Annotated in this window: 17 protein-coding genes; 8 read left to right on the forward strand and 9 right to left on the reverse strand. The window is 60.6% G+C overall.

Annotated features, from left to right (window positions below):
* Positions 1-137 precede the first annotated feature (137 nt).
* The 5 genes from AC3Y64_RS26505 to ilvD all read left to right on the forward strand — a co-directional run bounded on the left by AC3Y64_RS26505 (position 138) and on the right by ilvD (position 7,147).
* A complete protein-coding gene (locus tag AC3Y64_RS26505) occupies positions 138-1,334 on the forward strand; it encodes a class I SAM-dependent rRNA methyltransferase (RefSeq protein WP_077574923.1) in 1,197 nt (398 codons plus the stop codon).
* Positions 1,335-1,780: 446 nt separating this feature from the next.
* Positions 1,781-2,851, forward strand: a complete 1,071-nt coding sequence (locus AC3Y64_RS26510; protein WP_489985763.1) for a SagB family peptide dehydrogenase — start codon at positions 1,781-1,783, stop codon at positions 2,849-2,851.
* A complete protein-coding gene (locus AC3Y64_RS26515) occupies positions 2,848-3,825 on the forward strand; it encodes a diiron oxygenase (protein WP_489985764.1) in 978 nt (325 codons plus the stop codon). Before AC3Y64_RS26510 ends, AC3Y64_RS26515 begins: the two co-directional genes overlap by 4 nt.
* A complete protein-coding gene (locus AC3Y64_RS26520) occupies positions 3,818-5,050 on the forward strand; it encodes an MFS transporter (RefSeq protein WP_489985765.1) in 1,233 nt (410 codons plus the stop codon). Before AC3Y64_RS26515 ends, AC3Y64_RS26520 begins: the two co-directional genes overlap by 8 nt.
* Before the next feature lie 255 nt (positions 5,051-5,305).
* On the forward strand, positions 5,306-7,147 hold the full coding sequence (gene ilvD, locus AC3Y64_RS26525; RefSeq protein ID WP_489985766.1) for a dihydroxy-acid dehydratase: 1,842 nt from the start codon (positions 5,306-5,308) through the stop codon (positions 7,145-7,147).
* A 188-nt stretch (positions 7,148-7,335) separates the two neighbouring features.
* Here the strand turns inward: ilvD and AC3Y64_RS26530 are convergent, their stop codons facing one another.
* A complete protein-coding gene (locus AC3Y64_RS26530; protein ID WP_489985767.1) occupies positions 7,336-8,397 on the reverse strand; it encodes an HAD family hydrolase in 1,062 nt (353 codons plus the stop codon).
* A gap of 242 nt (positions 8,398-8,639) precedes the next feature.
* Here AC3Y64_RS26530 and AC3Y64_RS26535 point away from each other — a divergent pair, with 242 nt between their 5' ends.
* Positions 8,640-10,031: an L-cystine transporter gene (locus AC3Y64_RS26535; protein WP_489985768.1), complete on the forward strand. Its 1,392-nt coding sequence runs from the start codon at positions 8,640-8,642 to the stop codon at positions 10,029-10,031.
* A 114-nt stretch (positions 10,032-10,145) separates the two neighbouring features.
* Here the strand turns inward: AC3Y64_RS26535 and AC3Y64_RS26540 are convergent, their stop codons facing one another.
* Positions 10,146-10,658, reverse strand: a complete 513-nt coding sequence (locus tag AC3Y64_RS26540) for a dihydrofolate reductase (protein WP_489985769.1) — start codon at positions 10,656-10,658, stop codon at positions 10,146-10,148.
* A gap of 85 nt (positions 10,659-10,743) precedes the next feature.
* Here AC3Y64_RS26540 and AC3Y64_RS26545 point away from each other — a divergent pair, with 85 nt between their 5' ends.
* The gene (locus tag AC3Y64_RS26545; RefSeq protein WP_489985770.1) at positions 10,744-12,117 is read left to right on the forward strand and encodes a DUF2868 domain-containing protein; all 1,374 of its coding nucleotides are present in this window, start codon (positions 10,744-10,746) and stop codon (positions 12,115-12,117) included.
* A complete protein-coding gene (locus AC3Y64_RS26550) occupies positions 12,110-13,486 on the forward strand; it encodes a GTPase/DUF3482 domain-containing protein (protein ID WP_489985771.1) in 1,377 nt (458 codons plus the stop codon). Before AC3Y64_RS26545 ends, AC3Y64_RS26550 begins: the two co-directional genes overlap by 8 nt.
* 130 nt (positions 13,487-13,616) lie before the next feature.
* Here AC3Y64_RS26550 and AC3Y64_RS26555 read toward each other — a convergent pair whose 3' ends face one another.
* From AC3Y64_RS26555 to AC3Y64_RS26585, 7 genes are all read right to left on the reverse strand, one after another.
* Positions 13,617-14,174, reverse strand: coding sequence for a phosphonate degradation HD-domain oxygenase (locus AC3Y64_RS26555; RefSeq protein WP_489985772.1), 558 nt, complete (start codon positions 14,172-14,174; stop codon positions 13,617-13,619).
* Positions 14,174-15,307 (reverse strand): TIGR03364 family FAD-dependent oxidoreductase, encoded by a 1,134-nt coding sequence (locus AC3Y64_RS26560; RefSeq protein ID WP_489985773.1) that lies wholly within the window; start codon positions 15,305-15,307, stop codon positions 14,174-14,176. Before AC3Y64_RS26560 ends, AC3Y64_RS26555 begins: the two co-directional genes overlap by 1 nt.
* A gap of 144 nt (positions 15,308-15,451) precedes the next feature.
* Positions 15,452-16,477 (reverse strand): putative 2-aminoethylphosphonate ABC transporter substrate-binding protein, encoded by a 1,026-nt coding sequence (locus AC3Y64_RS26565; RefSeq protein WP_489985774.1) that lies wholly within the window; start codon positions 16,475-16,477, stop codon positions 15,452-15,454.
* 36 nt (positions 16,478-16,513) lie between these two features.
* Positions 16,514-18,238, reverse strand: a complete 1,725-nt coding sequence (locus AC3Y64_RS26570; RefSeq protein WP_489985775.1) for a putative 2-aminoethylphosphonate ABC transporter permease subunit — start codon at positions 18,236-18,238, stop codon at positions 16,514-16,516.
* Positions 18,238-19,314, reverse strand: a complete 1,077-nt coding sequence (locus AC3Y64_RS26575) for a putative 2-aminoethylphosphonate ABC transporter ATP-binding protein (RefSeq protein ID WP_016983207.1) — start codon at positions 19,312-19,314, stop codon at positions 18,238-18,240. The genes AC3Y64_RS26570 and AC3Y64_RS26575 overlap by 1 nt, the downstream gene beginning before the upstream one ends.
* A 258-nt stretch (positions 19,315-19,572) precedes the next feature.
* Entirely contained in the window at positions 19,573-20,436 is an 864-nt protein-coding gene (locus AC3Y64_RS26580; RefSeq protein ID WP_489985776.1) for a LysR family transcriptional regulator, read from the reverse strand.
* Positions 20,437-20,449: 13 nt separating this feature from the next.
* Positions 20,450-22,759 (reverse strand): heavy metal translocating P-type ATPase, encoded by a 2,310-nt coding sequence (locus AC3Y64_RS26585; RefSeq protein WP_489985777.1) that lies wholly within the window; start codon positions 22,757-22,759, stop codon positions 20,450-20,452.
* Positions 22,760-22,773: the final 14 nt, after the last annotated feature.

Raw genomic sequence — 22,773 nt, forward strand, 5'->3', positions numbered from 1 at the left:
CCCACCATAGATCTCTGGGGGAGCGACGGTGCGAGATCCGACCTGCTCGCGGAGGCGTCATCAGCGTTTCATCGCTCACCAAACCCGACACAAGTCGCAACACGGTATACTCCCGCTCTTTTTTCCGGAGCGACGTCATGTCCCTGCCTAGCTTGCGCCTCAAAGCCAACGCCGACCGTCGCCTGCGCGCCGGTCACCTGTGGGTCTACAGCAACGAAATCGATGTCGCTGCCACCCCTCTGCACGGTTTCCAGGCCGGTGATCAAGCCATCCTCGAAGCGGCCGGCGGCAAACCGCTGGGCATCGTTGCGATGAGCCCGAACAACCTGATCTGCGCTCGCCTGTTGTCTCGCGACATCAAGCTGTCGCTGGACAAATCCCTGCTGGTGCACCGTCTGAACGTTGCTTTGTCGCTGCGCGAGCGCCTGTTCGACAAGCCGTTCTATCGCTTGGTCTACGGCGATTCCGATTTGCTGCCTGGCCTGGTTGTCGACCGTTTCGGCGACATCCTCGTGGTGCAGATCGCTTCTGCGACCATGGAAGCGCATAAAGATGACGTGATCGCGGCACTGACCCAAGTGCTCAAGCCAAGCGGCATCCTGTTCAAGAACGATTCCGCAGCCCGCGACGCCGAAGGCCTCAACCGCTACGTCGAAACCGTCTTCGGCCTGGTGCCTGAGTGGGTTGCACTGGAAGAGAACGGCGTGAAGTTCGAAGCCCCGGTCATCCAGGGTCAGAAAACCGGATGGTTCTACGACCACCGCATGAACCGCGCACGTCTGGCCCCTTACGCCAAAGGCAAACGCGTTCTCGACCTTTATAGCTACATCGGTGGCTGGGGCGTTCAGGCTGCCGCGTTCGGCGCCAGCGAAGTGTTCTGCGTCGATGCTTCGGCGTTCGCCCTCGACGGCGTCGAGCGCAACGCGGCCCTCAACGGTTTCGCCGACAAGATGACCTGCATCGAAGGCGACGTTTTCGAAGCCCTGAAAGAACTCAAAGCCAGCGAAGAACGCTTCGACGTGATCGTTGCCGATCCGCCAGCGTTCATCAAACGCAAGAAAGACATGAAAAATGGCGAAGGCGCCTACCGTCGCCTGAACGAGCAAGCGATGCGCCTGCTCAACAAGGACGGCATTCTGGTCAGCGCATCGTGCTCGATGCACCTGCCGGAAGACGATCTGCAGAACATTCTGCTGACCAGCGCCCGTCACCTGGATCGCAACATTCAACTGCTCGAGCGCGGCGGTCAGGGCCCGGATCACCCGGTGCACCCGGCAATTGCCGAAACCCGCTACATCAAGAGCATTACTTGCCGTCTGCTGCCTAACAGCTGATTGGCGAATCGACGGGGAGCCCAACGGCTCCCCGTTTGCTGTGTGCACACCCGCCTCCCCTGCCTTGTTAACGTCCAGCCTTTTATTTCCCACATCAAACTTCCGTTTGGCGTGCAGGAAATTTCCTTGCATCTTTTAGTTATCTAACTTTATCCCACAAGTCCTTTCCAGCCTAAAGATGCGTCCGACAAAATTACTGGAATTTTCCTACTTAATATCCGCTTGCCAATAATCCATTACAAACTATTATTGAGTTGTCACCACGAGGTGGCACTTACCAAACATTGAACAAGGAGTTCACGTTATGAAAGTTATCTCTATGGAAGGCAACAAAATCGCAAACCTGGCTTTTCTCGTAGCGCCTAAAGCCCGCTAAGCAAGTCTAGACGCCGGAGAGTGCCGGCAATCCGGCGTCTTCCAGACTTTCAACCAGAGAAGCCCCAAATATGCACATCAATCCTTATTTGTTCATCTTGCCGCGCACCCCTGCTCAAGTTGTCTGGAACTACAAAGATCATATCCAGCACGAACTCGACTTCGACTACTCATCACGCCTCACCCAATTAATCAGCAATCCCGACCTATTCAATAGTCGCAATACTATAGACATACAACTATTGAATGCAGGGATATTAACCATTTCAGAAACAGACAATACGGAGTGGGGTTGGGACGAACTGTCGAAGATCTACCACATCGGCACCCAGAACATTCCTTGCAAACATATCCCGCAAAATATTCATGAGTGGAGCAGAGATTATCTGGACCACTGCAACGAAGTTTTGGCTGCACCTTTGCCTCAGGCAGGACGCGTACTCGACAATTCCAGCACACGCCTTACGCTGCCCACCCCCACCACACCCCGTCACGACAACCTGACCCACGTCCTGACCCAGCGCAAAACCTGCCGCTCCTTCACGGGCGCCGCCATTTCCCTCAACGACGTCAGCTCATTGCTGTACCTGTCCTTCGGCTACCTGCGCGAACGCGACAGTTCCGCAGACGGCGTTGCCGAAGGCCTCGATGCGCGACGCAGCAGCCCTTCCGGGGGCGGATTGAATGCCTGCGAGTGTTTTTTGCTGGCACAGAACATCGAGGGCCTGGATCCCGGCGTGTATGCCTACCACCCTGCCGAGCATGTCCTCACCCCTGTGAGCCCATCGCCGCAATGCCCGCTCGGGCAACTGCTCGGCGGGCAGCATTTCATCAACAACCTGCCGTTGGGCCTGTTCATCACCGCTCGCTTCGACAAGTTATGGTGGAAATACCAACACTCGCGCGCCTATCGCATGGCCTTCATCGAGGCCGGTCATCTTTCGCAAACCTTCCAGTTGGTCGCCACGGCGCTGTGCCTCAATACCTGGCTGACCGGCGCGTTCGCCGACGATCAGGTCGAATCCTTGCTCAAGATCGAAGGCAGCGCCGAACAACCACTGTTCTTTGTCGGCTGCGGTGAAAGCGATGGTCAGGCGATGTGTCAGGAAATGCTCGATCTGTTGCGCGAGGAGCAGGCATGAACGCGCCTATTGTCGAACAGAACGAGGCACCGGTTTCCTGGGCGCTGCGCTTCACCCTCGGCGACTGGGACACTCGCGCGTCAGTGCGCACCAGTCAGCACGACTATTTACTGCCCGATGACGTGGAGCAGCAGTTGCTGAGCCGTCACTGGTTTCCCCCGGCGTTCCTGCCCTACCTGGCCCATCCGGCCATCCTCGCCGCAGGTCGTGACGTCACCCACCGCCTGACAGCCAATCATCTGGTGCATTTTCTCGACTACACAACGCTGCTCGAGCACCGCATCGTCAACCGCGCTGTCGAGGTGATTGTCCACGGCGAGCTGCCTGCCTTCGTGCCAGACCGCATGAAAACCGCCGCGCTCCAGCTCTATACCGACGAGGGCTACCATGCTCTGTTCTCCAACCGCCTCGCAGAACAGATTTCCAGTCTTTACGGGTTCAACGGTCGCCCACAGATGCCCCTGCGCATCAGCCGGTTGAATGCCTTGATCGCTCGCACTCCCGAAAACAACCGCGCGCTGGCCTGGTTTCTGCTTGGTTTCGTTTCGGAAACCATCATTGCCCGCGAGTTGCTGGACGTCTGCCGCGACAGCCTGGTGTCCAGCGTCAACGACATGTTGCGTGATCACCTTGCGGATGAAGCCCGCCATAGCCGCTATTTCGCTGAGGTGTTCCATTACCTGTGGTTGACCCTGAATAGTCGTCAACGCGGCTTCGCGGCCAGAACGCTGCTGAACGTCATCGACATTTTCTTTGAGGTCGACGAGCGCTGGTTGCAACAGAGCCTGCGCAGCAATGGCATCGCCGAGCCAGCCATCGATGAAATCCTCGGCAGCCTGACCCAAACGGAGGCTAAACGTCTGCGCGCCAAGACGGGTGCCTTCGCCACCCTTGATGCACTGAAAAAGGCCGGTTTTTTCGCATTGCCCAACAACCGAAAACTCTTTTCCAAGGCAGGACTGCTCGATGAATGACGGAAAACCTGTGGTCACACGCCAGCAACGACGCGGCGCTGTCAGCCTGTTATTGACCATGGTCCTGCTGGGGGTGTTTCCACTGGATGTGCTGTTGCCGTCGTTCCCGGCCATGGCCGAGCACTTTCGCAGCAGCCCGGCGGATATAGCACTGTCGATCAGCCTGTTCGCCGTCGGCATCGCCTTTGCGCAATTGCTGATCGGCCCACTGTCGGACGTGATCGGACGCAAGGGCCTGTTACTCGCCGGCATGGCAGTGTCGATGCTCGGCGCGCTCGGTTGCACGCTGTCCAGCGATTACTCGCTGTTCCTGTTCTTTCGGCTGGTACAGGCCTTGGGCTGCGGCTGCTTCGTGCTGTCCCAGGCGCTGGTGCAGGACCTGTTCGAAGGCGAGGAACGTGATCGCCTGCGCATCCTGATGGTCACGGCGACGGGAATATTCATTTCAGTATCGCCATTGGCCGGCACCTTCCTGCAAGCCAGCCTCGGCTGGCGCGGCAGCTTCTGGGTATTTGCCGCACTGGCAGCAGCGGTACTGATCAAGGCGTGGCGGTTTCTGGATAACGCGCGGCCGGTGGCCAGCGGCAGCCCCTTCAAGTTTTTCCAGGCTTATCGACGGGTGCTGGGGGATCGCGACTTCGTTGGCCTGTGGCTGATTTCGGCCTTCGCGTTTGCCTGCCACTTTTCCTTCATCGTGATTTCACCGCTGATCTTCATGGATCAATTGCAGCTGTCGCCCTACGACTTCTCACTGATCCTGCTGATTTACGGTGCGGCCTACGTAGTTGGCGGCATTGTCGCCACCGTGCTCAGCCGGCGGATCACGCCCGGCCAGCAGATCATTACCGGGTTGAGCCTGATCCTGCTGTCGGGGCTGGTCATGCTGACGCTGTCGGCCAATGTCGAACTGTCCGCGATCACCGTACTGATCCCGATGCTGATCTGCACCGCTGGCACCACCATCGCACGCCCGGCAGCCACATCCCGCGCCATGGGCCTGTTTGCGGACATGGCAGGCACCTCAGCCTCGGCGGGCAGCACGATCATCTTTATCTGTGGCGGTCTGATCAGCGCACTGATCAGCCTGAGCCCTGCCAATCTTCAGTCGACGCTGGGCTACTGCTTTGTACTGCTCAGCGGCGTGGCGCTGGTACTGAACAGCCGCATCAGCGTGCGAGCCAGAAACCTCGAGGCCACCGTCGCTCTGCGCTCAGGAGCAGATTGAACCTGCCGGTCGTCATCCCACACACACCGTCGGCACTGGAACAACACTTTGCGCCATTCCCTCCAGACGCCAGCGGTGTAGAATCGGCAGATTCATCGCCATTCATCCCCGGCGGGTTTATGAGCTCAGGCTGAGACCAGCGGCGATCCCGCAACGTCATCGGCAACTTCCGGACACACGGCCATTTCTGAGTGTTCCAGAGGTCAATAGAAGCTCACTCCCATTTAGTACCTGATTAGCCGCCCGGAGTGCTCCATGCCAGATTACCGCTCGAAAACATCCACCCACGGCCGCAACATGGCCGGCGCCCGCGCACTGTGGCGCGCCACGGGGATGAAAGATGACGACTTCAAAAAGCCGATCATCGCCATTGCCAACTCGTTCACCCAGTTCGTACCGGGCCACGTGCACCTGAAGGATCTGGGCCAACTGGTCGCCCGTGAAATCGAACGCGCTGGTGGTGTAGCGAAAGAATTCAACACCATCGCCGTAGATGACGGCATCGCCATGGGCCACGACGGCATGCTGTATTCGCTGCCGAGCCGCGAGATCATCGCCGACTCCGTCGAGTACATGGTCAACGCCCACTGCGCCGACGCCATCGTCTGCATCTCCAACTGCGACAAGATCACCCCAGGCATGCTGATGGCGGCATTGCGCCTGAACATTCCGGTGATTTTCGTTTCCGGCGGCCCGATGGAAGCCGGCAAGACCAAACTCGCGTCCCACGGCCTCGACCTCGTCGACGCCATGGTGATCGCCGCCGACGAAAGCGCTTCTGACGAGAAAGTCGCTGAGTACGAGCGCAGCGCCTGCCCGACTTGCGGTTCGTGCTCCGGCATGTTCACCGCCAACTCGATGAACTGCCTGACCGAAGCATTGGGTCTGGCCTTGCCGGGCAACGGTTCGACCCTCGCTACCCACAGCGATCGCGAACAACTGTTCCTGCAGGCTGGCCGTACCATCGTCGAGCTGTGCAAGCGTTACTACGGCGAGAACGACGAATCGGTTCTGCCGCGCAACATCGCCAACTTCAAGGCGTTCGAGAACGCGATGATGCTCGACATCGCCATGGGCGGTTCGACCAACACCATCCTCCACTTGCTCGCGGCTGCCCAAGAGGCCGAAATCGATTTCGACCTGCGCGACATCGACCGTCTCTCGCGCAGCGTTCCACAGCTGTGCAAGGTTGCGCCGAACATCCAGAAGTACCACATGGAAGACGTGCACCGCGCCGGCGGCATCTTCAGCATCCTTGGTTCGCTGGCCCGTGGCGGTCTGCTGCACACTGACCTGCCGACCGTACACAGCCGCAGCATGGAAGAAGCCATCGCCAAGTGGGACATCACCCAGACCACCGATGAGGCGGTGCATCACTTCTTCAAGGCTGGCCCTGCCGGTATCCCGACCCAGACGGCATTCAGCCAGTCGACCCGTTGGGAAACCCTGGATGACGACCGTGAAAACGGCTGCATCCGCAGCTTCGAACACGCCTATTCGCAAGAAGGTGGTTTGGCCGTGCTGTACGGCAACATCGCCATCGACGGCTGCGTGGTGAAAACCGCCGGTGTCGACGAATCGATCCACGTTTTTGAAGGCAACGCGAAGATCTTCGAAAGCCAGGACAGCGCCGTACGCGGCATCCTGGCTGACGAAGTGAAGGCTGGCGACATCGTGATCATTCGCTACGAAGGCCCGAAAGGCGGCCCGGGCATGCAGGAAATGCTTTACCCGACCTCGTACCTGAAATCCAAAGGCCTGGGCAAAGCTTGTGCGCTGCTCACCGACGGGCGTTTCTCCGGCGGTACTTCGGGTCTGTCCATCGGTCACGCTTCGCCAGAAGCCGCTGCCGGCGGTGCGATCGGTCTGGTGCAGGACGGCGACAAAGTGCTGATCGACATTCCGAACCGTTCGATCAACCTCTTGGTCAGCGATGAAGAACTGGCGGCACGCCGCGCCGAGCAGGACAAGAGAGGCTGGAAACCGGTCGAGATTCGTCCACGCAAAGTGACCACCGCCCTCAAGGCCTACGCCCTGCTGGCGACCAGCGCCGACAAAGGTGCTGTGCGTAACAAAGCGATGCTCGACGGGCTGTAAGCATCAATCGCCGAAATAAAAATGCCCCGCCAAGTGCGGGGCTGATCGTTCCCACGCTCTGCGTGGGAATGTCTCAAGGGACGCTCCGCGTCCAGTGACGCGGAGCGTCACGGGCTGCATTCCCACGCAGAGCGTGGGAACGATCAAAGATCTCAGCCTTCGGCAGCTCCTACATGGGATTCTGGGGGTTATTGAATCTCCTCCGGTTTGACGATCACCCAATTCTTGTCCGCCGTCACCGGCAACCCTTCTTTCGCCTGCGCCGCCGCGTGCTTGGCCATCATGCCGTTCAGCTGCGTCATGTACTTGTCCTTGCGGTTGATCCACAAGTGAATCCCGCCTTTGGCCACGTCGACATCGTGGAACAACATGTAACCGTCGCTGGTTGGGGTATCGCCTCCGACCAAGACCGGTTTTTTCCACTCATCGATGTAGGTCAGGATTGCCGCGTGTTTGCCGGCCATCCACGTCGCCGGGGTCCACAGATACGGCGTCAGCTCAAGGCCGAGGTTGGCCTTCTCGTCATATTTGCCGGCAGTGATCTGCTTGCGCGCGGTGGTTAGTTCGTTGGTCTCGCGGTTCTTCAGCAGCGTGGTCACGCCGATGACGTTCTGCGGTTTGACGTTGTAGCCATACTTCGGATCCGCCGCGACCATACGCACCAGCTCCTCGGAAGCGGCGGTCATCACGTAGACCTCGATGCCGTTCTCCATCAGCTTGTTGTACAGCTCTTGCTGGCCGGTGAAGATCTTCGGCGGATTGACGTCGAGCTTTTTAACCACGTCGCCTTCGTAATACGTCGCTGGCACCGGTTTGCCCGAGGCCATCAACTCATCGACGTAGCCTTTGAGTTCCTTGAGGGTGAAACCCGAGAACACCTGCGCCACCCACGGGTAGCAGACCATGTCGTCGACTTCGCAGAGGCGATAGTAATAGCTGAACAGGCTTTCCTTGTGGTCGGCGGTGTCCTTGAACGGCATCAGTTTCAGGGAGGGGTCGAGTTTGTCGCGGGTGATCAGGCCGTTGTTTTCCATGAACGGCAGCAAGGATTCTTCGAGGTCGTAGCGGTAACTGGTGTTGTCCATGTCGAACACCGCGTAGTTACCCTTGTTGGCGTTGGCGGCGATCATCGCGTCCAATGCCTTGGCCTGATCCACCGGCCAGTGTTTCAGGTCGGTGGCGAAGGCCTGAGTGGCCAGGCCCATGCCCACCGTCAGTGCGACCGCCAGAAATTTCGGTGCGAACTTCATAAGCCTCTTCTCCCTGATTCAAAGAGATCGACGCTAACAAATAAGTGTGACAGTCCTCGTCTGTCAGCGACCGCTCACGTCCCTGTTTGCGCCAAATGCATTGCCGAGAGCGACACGCGCTTATTCCAAAAACGACGGACGCCCTGCGATTTCGGTATTAAATCATTGCAAATCAAACTGTTAGGCTTGCCGGTTCGCAGTTGCCCAAGAATGCGACTGGCACAAGTCTTATCGGAGTTTTCATGAATCTGCCGCTGATCCTCAATCTGCTGGTGTTCCTCGTCCTGCTCTTCGGTCTGGCGCAAACCCGCCACACCTCGTGGAGCCTGGCGAAAAAAGTCCTGCTCGCCCTCGCGCTGGGCGTGGCCTTCGGCGTCGCGCTGCACACCGTTTACGGTGCCGGCAACCCGGTGCTGAAAGCCTCGATCGGCTGGTTCGATCTGGTCGGCAACGGTTACGTGCAGTTGCTGCAAATGATCGTCATCCCGCTGGTGTTCGCTTCGATCCTCAGCGCCGTGGCGCGCCTGCACAACGCGTCGTCGTTGGGCAAGATCAGCTTCCTGACCATCGGCACCCTGCTGTTCACCACCGCGATTGCCGCGCTGATCGGTATCGGCCTGACCAACCTGTTCGGCCTCACCGCCGAAGGTCTGGTCGCCGGCACCCAGGAAATGGCCCGCCTGCAAACCATTCAGAGCGACTATGCCGGCAAGGTCGCCGACCTGAATGTGCCGCAACTGCTGCTGTCGTTCATCCCGCAGAACCCGTTTGCCGATCTGGCACGAGCCAAGCCGACCTCGATCATCAGCGTGGTGATTTTCGCTGCATTCCTCGGGGTCGCCGCGCTGCAATTGCTCAAGGATGACGCCGAAAAAGGTCAGAAAGTGATCAACGCCATCGACACCCTGCAAGCCTGGGTGATGCGTCTGGTGCGCTTGGTGATGAAGCTGACCCCGTACGGCGTGCTGGCGCTGATGACCAAAGTGGTCGCCGGTTCCAACCTGCAGGACATCATCAAGCTCGGCAGTTTCGTGGTGGTGTCGTACCTCGGTCTGGGCCTGATGTTCGTCGTGCACGGTTTGCTGGTCTCGGCTGCCGGGATCAACCCGCTGCGTTTCTTTCGCAAGATCTGGCCGGTGCTGACGTTTGCGTTCACCAGCCGTTCCAGCGCGGCGAGCATTCCGCTGAGCATTGAGGCGCAGACTCGTCGTCTGGGGATTCCACAATCGGTGGCCAGTTTTGCGGCGTCGTTCGGTGCGACCATCGGCCAGAACGGCTGCGCAGGTCTGTACCCGGCGATGTTGGCGGTGATGGTCGCGCCCACCGTGGGCATCAACCCTCTGGATCCGCTGTGGATCGCGACGCTGGTGGCGATTGTGACGTTGAGTTCGGCAGGCGTGGCCGGTGTTGGTGGCGGCGCGACGTTCGCGGCACTGATCGTGCTGCCGGCAATGGGATTGCCGGTGTCATTGGTGGCGTTGCTGATTTCGGTTGAGCCGCTGATTGATATGGGCCGCACGGCGTTGAACGTGAGCGGTTCGATCACCGCTGGCGCGATTACCAGCCAGGTGATGCAGCAGACAGATAAAGAGTTGCTGGATGCGGATGAGCATGCGGAACTTGCTCAGGCCTGATTAGCGCCTGACGGACCGCTATCGCTGGCAAGCCAGCTCCCACAGTGTTTTGTGGTGAACACAGATTTTGTGAACACCTCTAGACCTGTGGGAGCTGGCTTGCGAGCGATGCTTTTAAGCTTTTTCCCAGACTTCGAAGTTGTACGCCGGCTTATCGTCAACCGCCGGGTTTTCAACGTTCGACACCAGTTTCCACTGGTTCAAATCAAACTCCGGAAACCACGCATCCCCTTCCGGGCTCAACGCCACGCGCGTCAGATACAGACGATCCGCCTGCGCCAGCCCTTGCGCGTACAACTGCGCGCCGCCAATCAGCATCAACTCATTGACGCCCTGTGCCTGCGCCCACTCTTCGGCGCGAACCACGGCGGCTTCCAGCGACGGATAAACCTCGGCACCTTCCAGCACCAGATCGGCCTGACGGCTGACCACGATGTTCAGGCGTCCCGGCAAGGGCCGACCGAGCGAATCCCAGGTCTTGCGACCCATGATGATCGGCTTGCCCAGGGTCGTAGCCTTGAAGTATTTGAAGTCCCCCGGCAGGTGCCAGGGCATGCTGTTGTCGACGCCGATCACGCGGTTTTCACCGAGGGCTGCGATCAGGCTGAGGGGGAGTGATTTAGTCATGCCGGCGAGGATACCAGAGCCGCGCTTACCCCGATAAGCGCCACAGCGGTTATGCTCAGCGCTCAATTGAGCGACGGGATGCCGCGTGACTGAACTGACTCCACTGCAAAACCTCTGGCTCACCGAAACCGTGCGCCTGCGCGAAGAATACGCAGGCCCCCTGGATGACCTGGAAGCCAATCGTCTGGCCCGCACCGCCGGCGGCGATCTGCCGAGCCGCATTCAACGCCGGGCCTTATGGCTGGCGGAACGCGACGGGCTGACCCATGCCCTCAAACACTGGCTGCAAGGCGCGCGTCTGGCCCTGGTGTTGTTGATGATCTTCGCGGTGTTGAGCGGCGCCGGCCTGGCCTTCGCCGCACTCGGCCAAACGCCGGTCAATGTGTTCTGGGCCCTGGGCAGCCTGCTCGGGCTCAACCTGATTCTGCTGCTGAGCTGGTTGCTGGGATTGATCTTTGCCGGCGAACACGGCGCCACCCTCGGACGATTGTGGTTATGGCTCAGCGAAAAACTCGCCCGCGATGCCAAAGCCGCGCAACTGGCGCCCGCCCTGCTGCTGATGCTGCAACGCAAGAAACTCAATCGCTGGGCGCTCGGCACATTGGTCAATGGCCTGTGGTTGCTGGCGATGCTCAGCGCACTGATTCTGCTGCTGACGCTGATGGCGACCCGGCGCTACGGCTTCGTCTGGGAAACCACGATTCTCAGCGCCGACACCTTTATCCACGTCACTCATGCGCTCGGCTATCTGCCGTCGCTGCTCGGTTTCAATGTGCCGACGGTGGAGATGATCCGCGCCAGCGGCGACGGCGCGCTCGACATTGAAAGCGCCCGTCAGGCCTGGGCGACCTGGCTGGTCGGCGTGTTGGTGGTGTACGGCGTGCTGCCGCGTCTGCTACTGACACTGTTGTGTTTCTGGCGCTGGAACAGCGGCAAAGCCGCGCTGCGTCTGGACTTGAACCTGCCCGGCTACGCGCAACTGCGTGAACGTCTGATGCCGACTAGCGAACGCCTCGGCGTCAATGACCCGGAGCCTGCGCAACTGCATCGCGTGGAAAGCAGCGTCGGCGAACTCGCCAGCGAAGGCGCGTTGCTGGTTGCCATCGAACTCGACGAACAACGCCCATGGCCGCCCGCACTGCCGAAAAATGTCAGCAACGCCGGTATTCTCGACAGCCGCGAATCACGCCATAAACTCCTCGAACAATTGAGCCGCTTTCCGCTGGCACGCCTGGCGATTGCCTGCGACCCACGGCGCTCGCCGGATCGCGGCAGCCTCGCCTTGATCGCCGAACTGGCGCGCAACGCTGGGGAAACTCGCATCTGGTTGCTGCAAGCGCCGCCGGGTGAGGCATTGGATGCCGAACGCCTCGGCGACTGGCACGTTGCGCTGCAACAGCTTGATCTGCAGTTTGCCGATTGCGCGCCATTGAACTGGCTGGAGACTGGCCATGACTGATGCCTGGAAAGCGCCGCTGAAACTCGCGGTGGTCGGCCACACCAACGTCGGCAAGACCTCGCTGCTGCGCACGCTGACCCGTGATGTCGGCTTTGGCGAAGTCTCCCATCGCCCGAGCACCACGCGGCATGTCGAAGGTGCTCGGTTGTCGGTGGACGGCGAACCGTTGCTCGACCTCTACGACACGCCGGGGCTGGAAGATGCCATCGCGCTGCTGGATTTTCTCGAACGTCTGGAACGTCCCGGCGAACGTCTCGATGGCCCGGCGCGACTGGCGCGGTTTCTCGACGGCAGCGAGGCGCGACAGCGTTTCGAACAGGAAGCCAAAGTGCTGCGGCAACTGCTCGCTTCCGACGCTGGTTTGTATGTGATCGACGCCCGCGAACCGGTGCTGGCCAAATATCGTGATGAGCTGGAAGTGCTGGCCAGTTGCGGCAAACCGCTGCTACCGGTGCTGAATTTCGTCAGCAGCGCCAACCATCGCGAGCCGGATTGGCGTGAAGCGTTGGCGCGGCTCGGGCTGCATGCGTTGGTGCGTTTCGACAGTGTGGCGCCGCCGGAGGATGGCGAGCGACGGCTGTATGAAAGTCTTGCGCTGCTGCTGGAAAATGCTCGTCCGCAACTGGAGCGGTTGATTGCCGATCAACAGGCTCAGCGCCTCGCACGGCAGCAGAGTGCGGCGCGATTGATTGCTGAACTATTGATCGACTGTGCGGCTTGTCGGCGCAGTGTGGTCAGCGAAGCCGAGCAGGAACAGCAAGCCATCAGCGAACTGCGCAAGGCTGTGCGTCAGCGTGAGCAGAAGTGTGTTGAGGCGTTGCTCAAGCTGTATGCGTTCCGACCACAGGATGCGGCGGCGAGTGATTTGCCGTTGCTCGATGGGCGTTGGGGTGATGACTTGTTCAACCCGGAAACCTTGAAGCAACTTGGCGTGCGCGTTGGCGGCGGGATTGCTGCCGGTGCGGCGGCGGGGGCTGGCGTGGATCTGCTGGTGGGCGGGATTACCCTTGGCGCGGCGGCATTGGCCGGCGCGATTGCCGGTGGCGCGCTGCAGACCGCGCGCAGTTATGGCAGTCGCTTGCTCGGCAAGATCAAAGGCCAGCGCGAGCTGACGGTGGATGACGGGGTGTTGCGGCTGTTGGCGTTGCGTCAGCGGCAGTTGGTGTTGGCGCTGGATCAGCGTGGACATGCGGCGATGGATGCGGTTCAAGTCGCGACACCGCAGGATAAGACCTGGCGCGAGGGCAAGTTGCCGGAAGCGCTGAGCAAGGCGCGGGCGCATCCGCAGTGGTCATCGCTCAATCCGCATCCAAAGCTCAATCAAGCAGAGCGGCAGGAGCAGATCGAGTCTTTGGCCAAGGATTTGTAGCGGCTGATCGGGCCTCATCGCTAGCAGGGCTAGCTCCCACAGGGTTCTCGGTGAATACAATTTTTGTGATCACCTGCGATATCTGTGGGAGCTAGCCCTGCTAGCGATGGCAGCACCTCGGTGCCAAGGCTCAAGCAGCAAGAAGCCGCGCCGCTTTCTCCTTCAATACGGCCAGATCAATCACCGGCACCGACCTCTCCTTGGCCAACTCATCCCACTGGCGCATCCGCAGGCTGACGGCACACAATGGATCGCGCTCGAACACATCCGCCTCCGCCTCGGTCATCACCCCGCCCTGATACGCCAAGGTCCGTCGGCTCGCTTCGCTCAGCCGATCAAAATACCCCGGCTCACGCAACGTCAGATAACGCTTGGCCTGCACGTGATATTCCACCAGCCGCGCCATACGCTCGCTGAAACCGGCATCACGCAAATAATCCGCGCCGAGCCGTTCATGGCTGACCACGCCATAACCGCCCATATTCTCCGCGCCCTCGGCACACAGATGACCGATGTCATGGAAGAACGCTGCCAGCACCACTTCATCATCAAAGCCTTCGCTCATCGCCAGTTCAGCGGCCTGGGACATGTGCTCGATCTGCGACACCGGTTCGCCGATGTAATCGCTGGTGCCGAAGCGTTCATACAGCGCGAATACCTTGGCGACGGTTTGCTCATGACCTGTCATCAAATTTCCTCCAACAACTGCGCAACGTTGTGTTCGGCCATGGCTGGGCCGACGCTCATGCCGACGCCGGTGTGCATCAGCGCCACACTCAGCCCCGGTGCCGGGCGCAAGAAAGAAAACGGCCCCGGCCCCCGAGAACCATAGACGCCCTGCCAGCGCTCGACCACTTGCACCGTGCAGCCCAGCGTCTGTTCGGCAAGTTCAATCATCCAATTGTCCACCTGCTCGGCGTTGAACGGTGAAGGGTCGCTGCCGTAATGGTGCGAGTCGCCGATGATCAGTTCGCCGTAGGGCGTCGGGCTGATCAGCAGGTGGATACCGTTGTCATGCAGATGCGGTTGCTCACGCAGAATCTGCGCCTGCACCGCCGCCGCTTCCGGCAGATCGGCGAAGGCGCCGTAGTGCACGCAACTGAGGCCGGTGAGCAAGGCGTGTTGCAGATTCAGGTCGATCTGCGGTTTGGCGCGGAGCATTTGCAGGCGGCAGATTTGCGGGTCGAGTGCGGCAATCGGTTCGGTCAGCAAGGTCTGATAATCGTGGCCGGAGCAGACGATGATCTGCTTGGCGGTAAAACTGCCGGCGGTGCTTTGCAGGCGACCGGGCTGTACGTCGCGCACCAGCGTCGAGAAGTGAAACTCGACGCCGAGGTCGCGGCGCAGGTAGTCGATCAGCGCCGGGATCGCTTCGCGCGAATACAGCTGTTGATCATCGATGCCGTGGAGGGCGGCGCGGTGATGGCAGAACTGACCGTTGTACAGATCGCGCAACGCGGCGCCGCGCAGCAGGTCAACGTTGTAACCGTGTTCCCTCGCGCGACCGGCGCAGAAGGCTTCGAGCAGGTGTTCTTCGGCTTCGGTTCTGGCGAAAAGATAAGAGCCGTTGCGCTTGATTTGCAGACCGGCGAGTTGCGCCCAATCGCCCCAGATCTCGCGGCTGGCCTTGGCCAGTTCGAGCATCGGGCCCGGTGGTTGGCCGGTGACCAGGGCTTGGCCGAAGTTGCGCACCGAAGCGCCGAGGGGCGTGGCGGTGCGTTCGAAAACGGCGACCTTGAGGCCGCGTTTGGCGGCGGCGTAGGCGTGGGAAAGGCCGAGGATGCCGGCGCCTACGATCAGCAGGTCTTTGTGGTGTGTCATCGGGATGAGGTCCTGAATGATAGACCGCAATCGCTGGCAAGCCAGCTCCCACAGGTATCGAGGTGTTCACAAAATTCGTGTTCACCGCAAAACCCTGTGGGAGCTGGCTTGCCAGCGATGAGGCCCTGTCAGTCGACAAAAATCTTACTTGGCAGCCACTTTCTCGGACTTGCCGTCATAGCGCTTGCGCCACTCGGTCAGAATCTCGTCGCGATTCTTCGAGGCCCAGGCGAAGTCGTTCTTGATCAAACGCTGCTCGTAATCCGCTGGCAATTCGGTCTGCGGCTTGGCAATCCCCGGTTGCGCAAGAACAGCAAAGTTCTCCTTGTACAGATCCATCGCCTCAGTACTCGCCGAGAAGTCAGCGAGTTTCTTCGCCGCCTCTTCATGCGGTGTGCCTTTGATCACGGCGGTCGCTTCGATCTCCCAGCCCAGACCTTCCTTCGGCAGGATGATGTCCAGCGGGGCGCCTTGACGCTTCAGCTGTACCGCCGGGTATTCAAAGGAAATCCCGATCGGGAACTCGCCCGCCGCCGCTAACTTGCAAGGCTTGGAACCGGAGTGAACGTACTGGCCGATGTTCTGGTGCAGGCCGTCCATGTACGCCCAGCCCTGCTTCTCGCCGAAGGTTTGCAGCCAGGCGCTGACGTCGAGGAAACCAGTGCCGGACGACGCCGGGTTGGGCATAACGATCTTGCCCTTGTACTCAGGCTTGGTCAGATCCTGCCAGCTCACGGGCTTGGTCAAACCCTGTTTCTCGGCCTCGACAGTGTTGAAGCAAATGGTCGCGGCCCAGACGTCCATACCGACCCACGCTGGCGGGTTGGCGGCGTCGCGGTAGTTCGCGCCGATCTTGCCGAGGTCCTTCGGCGCGTAGCTTTGCAGCATGCCTTGCTGATCGAGGATCGCCAGGCTCGAAGCCGCCAGGCCCCACACCGCGTCAGCCTGCGGACGGGCCTTTTCGGCGAGCAGTTTGGCGGTGATGATCCCGGTGGAATCACGTACCCATTTGATCTCGACGTCCGGGTTGGCTTTTTCGAAGGCTTCTTTGTAGGACTTCAGTTGCTCGGCTTCGAGGGCGGTGTACACCGTCAACTCGGTTTTTGCCGCGAAGGCATTCAGGCTGAAAGTAGCGAGCACAGCAGCGGCCAGGGCCATAGGCTTGAACATGATCGTTTTCCTGTAATGAGTTGAACGGGGTTGGAATCAGTGACCGGGCGCGGTTTGCCGCCAGGCTTGAGAACGGCGCAGCAAGCCGCGCGAAGCCCACGCCAGCAGCAAGGACACGCCCGCCGAGGTGAACAGAATCAGAGTCGACATCGCCGCCGCACCGCCGACGTTGCCGGCGTCATCCATGTTCAGCACCGCGACCGCCGCGAGAATGGTGTCGGGGCTGTAGAGGAAGATCGCCGCCGACACCGTGGTCATCGCCGAGACGAACAGGTAGCGCACGATGTCCAGCAGCGCCGGCAGGCAGATCGGCACGGTGACGCGCAGGTAATGCCGATACAGCGGCGCTTTGAGCGACAGTGCGGCGGCTTCGAACTCGGCGTCGAGTTGGCGCAACGCGGTGGTCGCGGTCATTTGTGCGGTGGTCAAATAATGCGCAATGGTGCAGACGATCAGCAGCGTCATCGTTCCGTAGAGCACATGCAGCGGGTTACCCGTAAGGTTGAAGAAGAAGACGTAACCCAAGCCGAGCACCAAACCCGGCACCGCCATCGGCACAAAACTGAGCATGCGCAGGGCCAGATTGAGGCCGCGTTGGCTGCGGGTTTTCTCCATCAGATATGCGCCGGTAAAGATCAGCACGCTGCCGATCAGCGCCGTGCCCAAGGCCATCTTCAAACTGTTGCTGTAGGCCAGCCAGCCACCGCCGGCGGTTTCGTTGAACTGATAGTGGTTGAGCGACAGCGACAGGTTGTACGGCCAGAATTTCACCAGCGACGAAAACACCGCCATGCCGAACACCAGAATCAGTGCGGCGCTGATCAACAAAACAATCGCCAGATAACAACCATCGCGCAGTGTCGACGGCGCCGGTTTGAACACCTGCGCCCGCCCGCTCATGGAGTCGCCATGACGCCGACGCAGCCAGGCATCGACGCCGAAGCTGAACAGCGCTGGCAGCAAGAGCACCATGCCGATCAACGCGCCGCGTCCGAATTGTTGTTGGCCGACCACGGCTTTGTAGGCTTCCAGCGCCAGCACTTGGTAGTCGCCACCGACCACCACCGGCACACCAAAATCAGTGATGGTCAGGGTGAACACCAGACAGAACGCGGCGAACACAGCCTGGCGAGTTGCCGGCCAGGTGATGCTGCGGAAGGCCTTGGCCGGGCTGGCGCCCATGCTCGACGCGGCATCGAACAGTCGCGCATCGGCCAGCGACAACGCCGAGAGCAGAATCATCAGCGCGTGCGGAAAGGTGTAAATCACCTCGCCCAGCACAATCCCCCAGAACCCATAGATGTTGTCCGAGAGCAGGCCGCGCAACATGCCTTGGTTGCCGAACAGATAAACCAGCGCAATGCCCGGCAGCATCGACGGCGCCATCAGCGGCAGCAGGGAAATCCCACGCCAGATGCCTTTGGCCGGAATCAGTGTGCGTTGCAGCGCGTAGGCAAACAGGTAGGCCAGTGGAACGACGATAGCCGCAACGCTGAGGGAAACCTTCAGGCTGTTGCCGAGCAGCCAGTGGAAATTCTGGCTGCTCACCAGCTCCTTCGCCGCGAGCCAGCCACCGCCCTGCCCGGCCTCACTGCTGAAGCCACGCCAGAAGATCGCCAGCAACGGCAGCAACACCGCGACGCCAAGCAACGCCAACAGGAGAACTTTGCCGCCGACGACAAAAATGCGGTCGCCGATCTCGGCTTTCGAAGACTGTCGCACCTGCTTGTGCGTTAGCGGCAGCGCGAGGTTGCTGTTCATCAGGCAAACACCTGCAGGCTGCGCGGCGGCAAGGCGACCATGATTTGCTGGGCGCCGAGGCGCGGCATGGCTTCCGGCGCGAGTTCAGCGAGCAAGGCGTGGCCCGGCAGTTGATCGAGTTCGAAGCTCATGCGGCAGCGATTGCCGAGGAAGGTGATTTCGCGGACTTTGGCCGGGAACAGGTTTTCCTCATGCACCGGCGGATTGACGTTGATCGCTTCCGGGCGGCAGAACAAACGGCCCGAGGCGCGCTGAACGCTGCCGTCGCTGAGGCGCAGGTTCATCCCGCCGACCTGGGCGTGGCTGTCGCTGCTGCGCTGGAACGGCAGCCAGTTGCCCTGGCCGACAAACTCGGCCACAAACGGCGTGGCCGGGCGGTTGTAGATTTCCTGCGGCGTGGCGTACTGCTCGACGCGGCCGTTGTTCATCACGGCGATGCGGTCGGCCATGAGCATGGCTTCGTCCTGATTGTGCGTGACCATCAGCGTGGTGATGCCGAGGTTGCGCTGCAGCTGGCGCAACTCGGTGCACAGATGCTCGCGAACACGAGCGTCGAGGGCCGACATCGGTTCGTCGAGCAACAACAGTGATGGTGCCGGCGCCAAGGCCCGAGCTAGAGCAACGCGCTGTTGTTGGCCGCCGGACAATTGGCCGGGATACTTTTTCTCGCTGCCGGTGAGGCCGACCAGTTCCAGCATCTGCCCGACGCGGCGGCGCACTTCGTCGCGACCGCTACCGGCGAGGCCGTAGGCAATGTTCGCTTCGACGGTCAGATTAGGGAACAGCGCGTAGGACTGGAACAGAATCCCGTAGTCGCGGGCCTGCGGGGCGAGGTGCGAGACGTCGCGGTCGCCGAGGTACAGCTCGCCGCTGTCCTGTTTCTCCAGACCGGCGATGCAGCGCAGCAACGTGGTCTTGCCGCAGCCCGATGGGCCGAGCAGGCACACCAGTTCACCGGCGGCGACGTCGAGGGAAACGTTATCCAGTGCGGTGAACGCGCCGAAGCGTTTCTGCACGCCGCGCACTTTCATCGGCGCACCGGGGTTGGTCAGGGCAGTTGCGATGGCAGGATTCATGGACAGACCTCATCAAGCAGATGGGGCCAATCCTAGAGTTGTAATGCGTCCGTCATGTGGCAACGAGGCAAAAACTGGTGATAGTGGTATTCGGGGATTTTGGTTCAGAGGATTCAGATCATGGGTTGTTTGATCTGGCCTCATCGCTGGCAAGCCAGCTCCCACAGGTATTTCTGGTGCTCACAAAATCTGCATTCACTGAAGATCCTTGTGGGAGCTGGCTTGCCAGCGATGAGGCCAGCACAGGCACTGAAGATCTCAGGCCGCGGACATTTCCTGGGCCAGGCCTAGGAACGCCGCGGGCAACCGAGCACCCTTCCTTTCTTTGAGGCAGTAAAGGTACTCAGGAATCTGCGGCGCATTCTCGATCGTCAGCACGCGCAATTGCGGATCATGCGGCACTTCCTGCCGGGCAATGATGCTGATGCCGATATTGCGCAGCACCGCCTCACGAATCGACTCTCGACTGCCAATCTCCAGCAACGGTCCGAAGCTCACCCCCGCAGTCGCGAGCAACTCTTCAGTCAATCGCCGCGTGGTCGAACCCGACTCGCGCATCAACAGCGTATGCCCGGCCAGCGCACTCAACACAACATGCTCCTGCGCCGCCAGCGGATGATTGCGATGCACCGCCAGCACCAGCGGATCAGTGCCCAGCACCCGACGAATCAACCGCGCGTCATCGAGCAATTGCGACGACGCAGCGATGTCCACGCGGTAATCCTCCAGCGCTTCGAGCACCTGCTGCGAGTTGCCGATTTCCACCGACACCTCGACCTGCGGCAAGCGCTCGCGAAAAGTCTTTACCAGATCGAGAATGTAATACGGCGCCGTCGCGGCAATGCGCAAAGTGCCTTGCACCTGACCGCTGTTGCGCAGGAAAAACTCGATATCCGCTTCCTGTTGCAACAGCGTCTTGACCATCGGCAGCAATCGCGCGCCTTCATCGCTAACGCTGAGGCGGCGACCGCCTCGGTAGAACAGCTCCACCGAATACTGGCTTTCCAGATTGCGGATCTGCGTGGTCACGGTCGGTTGGCTGAGGCCGAGTTTTTTCGCCGCCAGCGTGATGCTGCCCAGGCGGGCGACCATGTAAAACGCTTTCAGCTCGGCACTCAGCACAACCCTTCCTCATCTATTTGCGCAGCAGGCGCAAACCGTTGAACACCACCAACAGGCTCACGCCCATGTCGGCGAACACCGCCATCCACATGGTGGCGAGCCCGGCGAAGGTTACCGCAAGAAAGATAGCTTTGATCACCAGGGCCAGCGCGATGTTCTGTTTCAAGATGCTGGCGGTACTGCGCGACAGGCTGATGAACGCGGGGATCTTGCGCAGATCGTCGTCCATCAAGGCGACATCGGCAGTTTCAATGGCGGTGTCGGTGCCGGCAGCGGCCATGGCAAAACCGATTTCGGCGCGAGCCAGTGCCGGGGCATCGTTGATGCCGTCGCCGACCATGCCGACGCGATGACCCTGCTTGTACAGATCTTCGATGGCTTGCAGTTTGTCGGTCGGCAGCAAGTCACCACGGGCCTCGTCGATTCCGACCTGCGCAGCAATCGCCTGGGCGGTGTGCACGTTGTCGCCGGTGAGCATCAGGGTTTTCACCCCGAGTTCGTGCAACTGACGTATCGCTTCGCGGCTGGTTTCCTTGACGGTGTCGGCCACGGCGAACAGCGCCAACGGGCCGGAGCTGTCGAGCAGCAGCACCACGGACTTGCCCTGTTTCTCCAGCGCGAAGAGTTTTTCTTCCAGTGCTGGCGAGCACAGGCCGAGTTCTTCTACCAGACGATGGTTGCCCAAGTGGTAGGTCTGGCCGTTGATTTCGCCTTTGACCCCACGCCCGCCCAGCGCTTCGAAGTTATCCACAATCAACGCGTCGAAGTTTTTATCCACAGCGGCGTTGGCGATGGCCAGCGACACCGGGTGGTCTGAACGCCCTGCCAACGCCGCCGCAATTGCCGGAGCCGTGGCATCGGCGGTCGGGTCCAGCGACAAGTAGTCGGTCTGCACCGGTTTGCCGTGGGTGATCGTCCCGGTTTTATCCAGCGCCAGATAATCGAGCTTGAATCCGCCCTCAAGGTACACGCCGCCCTTGACCAAAATGCCTTTGCGCGCTGCCGCGGCGAGGCCGCTGACGATGGTCACCGGGGTCGAAATCACCAGTGCACATGGGCACGCCACCACCAGCAACACCAGCGCGCGGTAGATCCAGTCGAACCACACCGCGCCCATGAACAGCGGCGGGATGATCGCCACGGCCAAGGCAAACAAGAACACCGCAGGCGTGTAGATTTTCGAGAATTGATCGACGAAGCGCTGGGTCGGTGCGCGTGCGCCTTGAGCCTGTTCGACGGCGTGGATGATCCGCGCCAGGGTCGAGTTGTTCGCCGCTGCAGTGACCGCGTATTCCAGCGAACCGGCCTGATTGATGGTGCCAGCGAAGACTTTGTCGCCGACGGTTTTCTCGACCGGCAGGCTTTCCCCTGTGATCGGCGCTTGGTCGATGGTCGAGTTGCCGCTGAGCACTTCGCCGTCCAGCGCAATGCGCTCGCCGGGCTTCACTCGCACGCGGGCGCCAAGTTCGACGCTTTTCACCTCCTGTTCGACCCACGAACCGTCAGCCTGCAACACCGTGGCTTGCTCTGGCGTCATCTGCATCAGGCCGCTGATCGCATTGCGCGCACGGTCCAGCGAACGTGCTTCGATCAACTCGGCGACGGTGAACAGGAACATCACCATCGCCGCTTCCGGCCATTGGCCGATGAGGATGGCACCAGTCACGGCGATGCTCATCAGCGCGTTGATGTTGAGGTTGCGGTTCTTCAGGGCGATCCAGCCCTTTTTATAGGTGGTCAGGCCACCGCTGAGAATCGACACCAGCGCGATAATTGCGACCACCCAGGTGGGCGCGGCGTTGGTGAAATGAATGACTTCGGCGGCGAGCGCGCCGACACCGGACAACGCCAACGGCCACCAGTGTTTTTTCACCGGCGCCGGGGCCGGCGATTCGACGCCCGCCTCCAGCGGCTCGGCGTGCATGCCGAGGGATTTGATCGCCTCGGTGATCGGCTCAGTACCCGGCAGGTTGTGGGTAACGCCGAGTACACGGTTGATCAAGTTGAATTCCAGTTGCTGCACACCAGCGAGTTTGCCGAGTTTGTTCTGGATCAGCGTCTGCTCGGTCGGGCAGTCCATCGCCTCGATGCGGAAACTGCTAAGCCGTGCGTCGGTAGTGGTCTTTTCGCTGAGTTGCACCAACGCAGGCGCGGCGGCGTTCGACGAGCAGCAAGAATCTTCGTGCGCATGCACCGGGGCCGGCGCTGCGACTTTCGATCCGCAGCAAGAATCGCTGCCATGGGCATGCTGATGCACAGGCTGCAATTTATGACTGTGATCGTGGCCGTCGCCGGGCTTGTGGGTGTGCTGGGAATCGCTCATTGGTCGCGTCCATG

This window comes from Pseudomonas sp. 4CAES_32.4 (genome assembly GCF_058136335.1).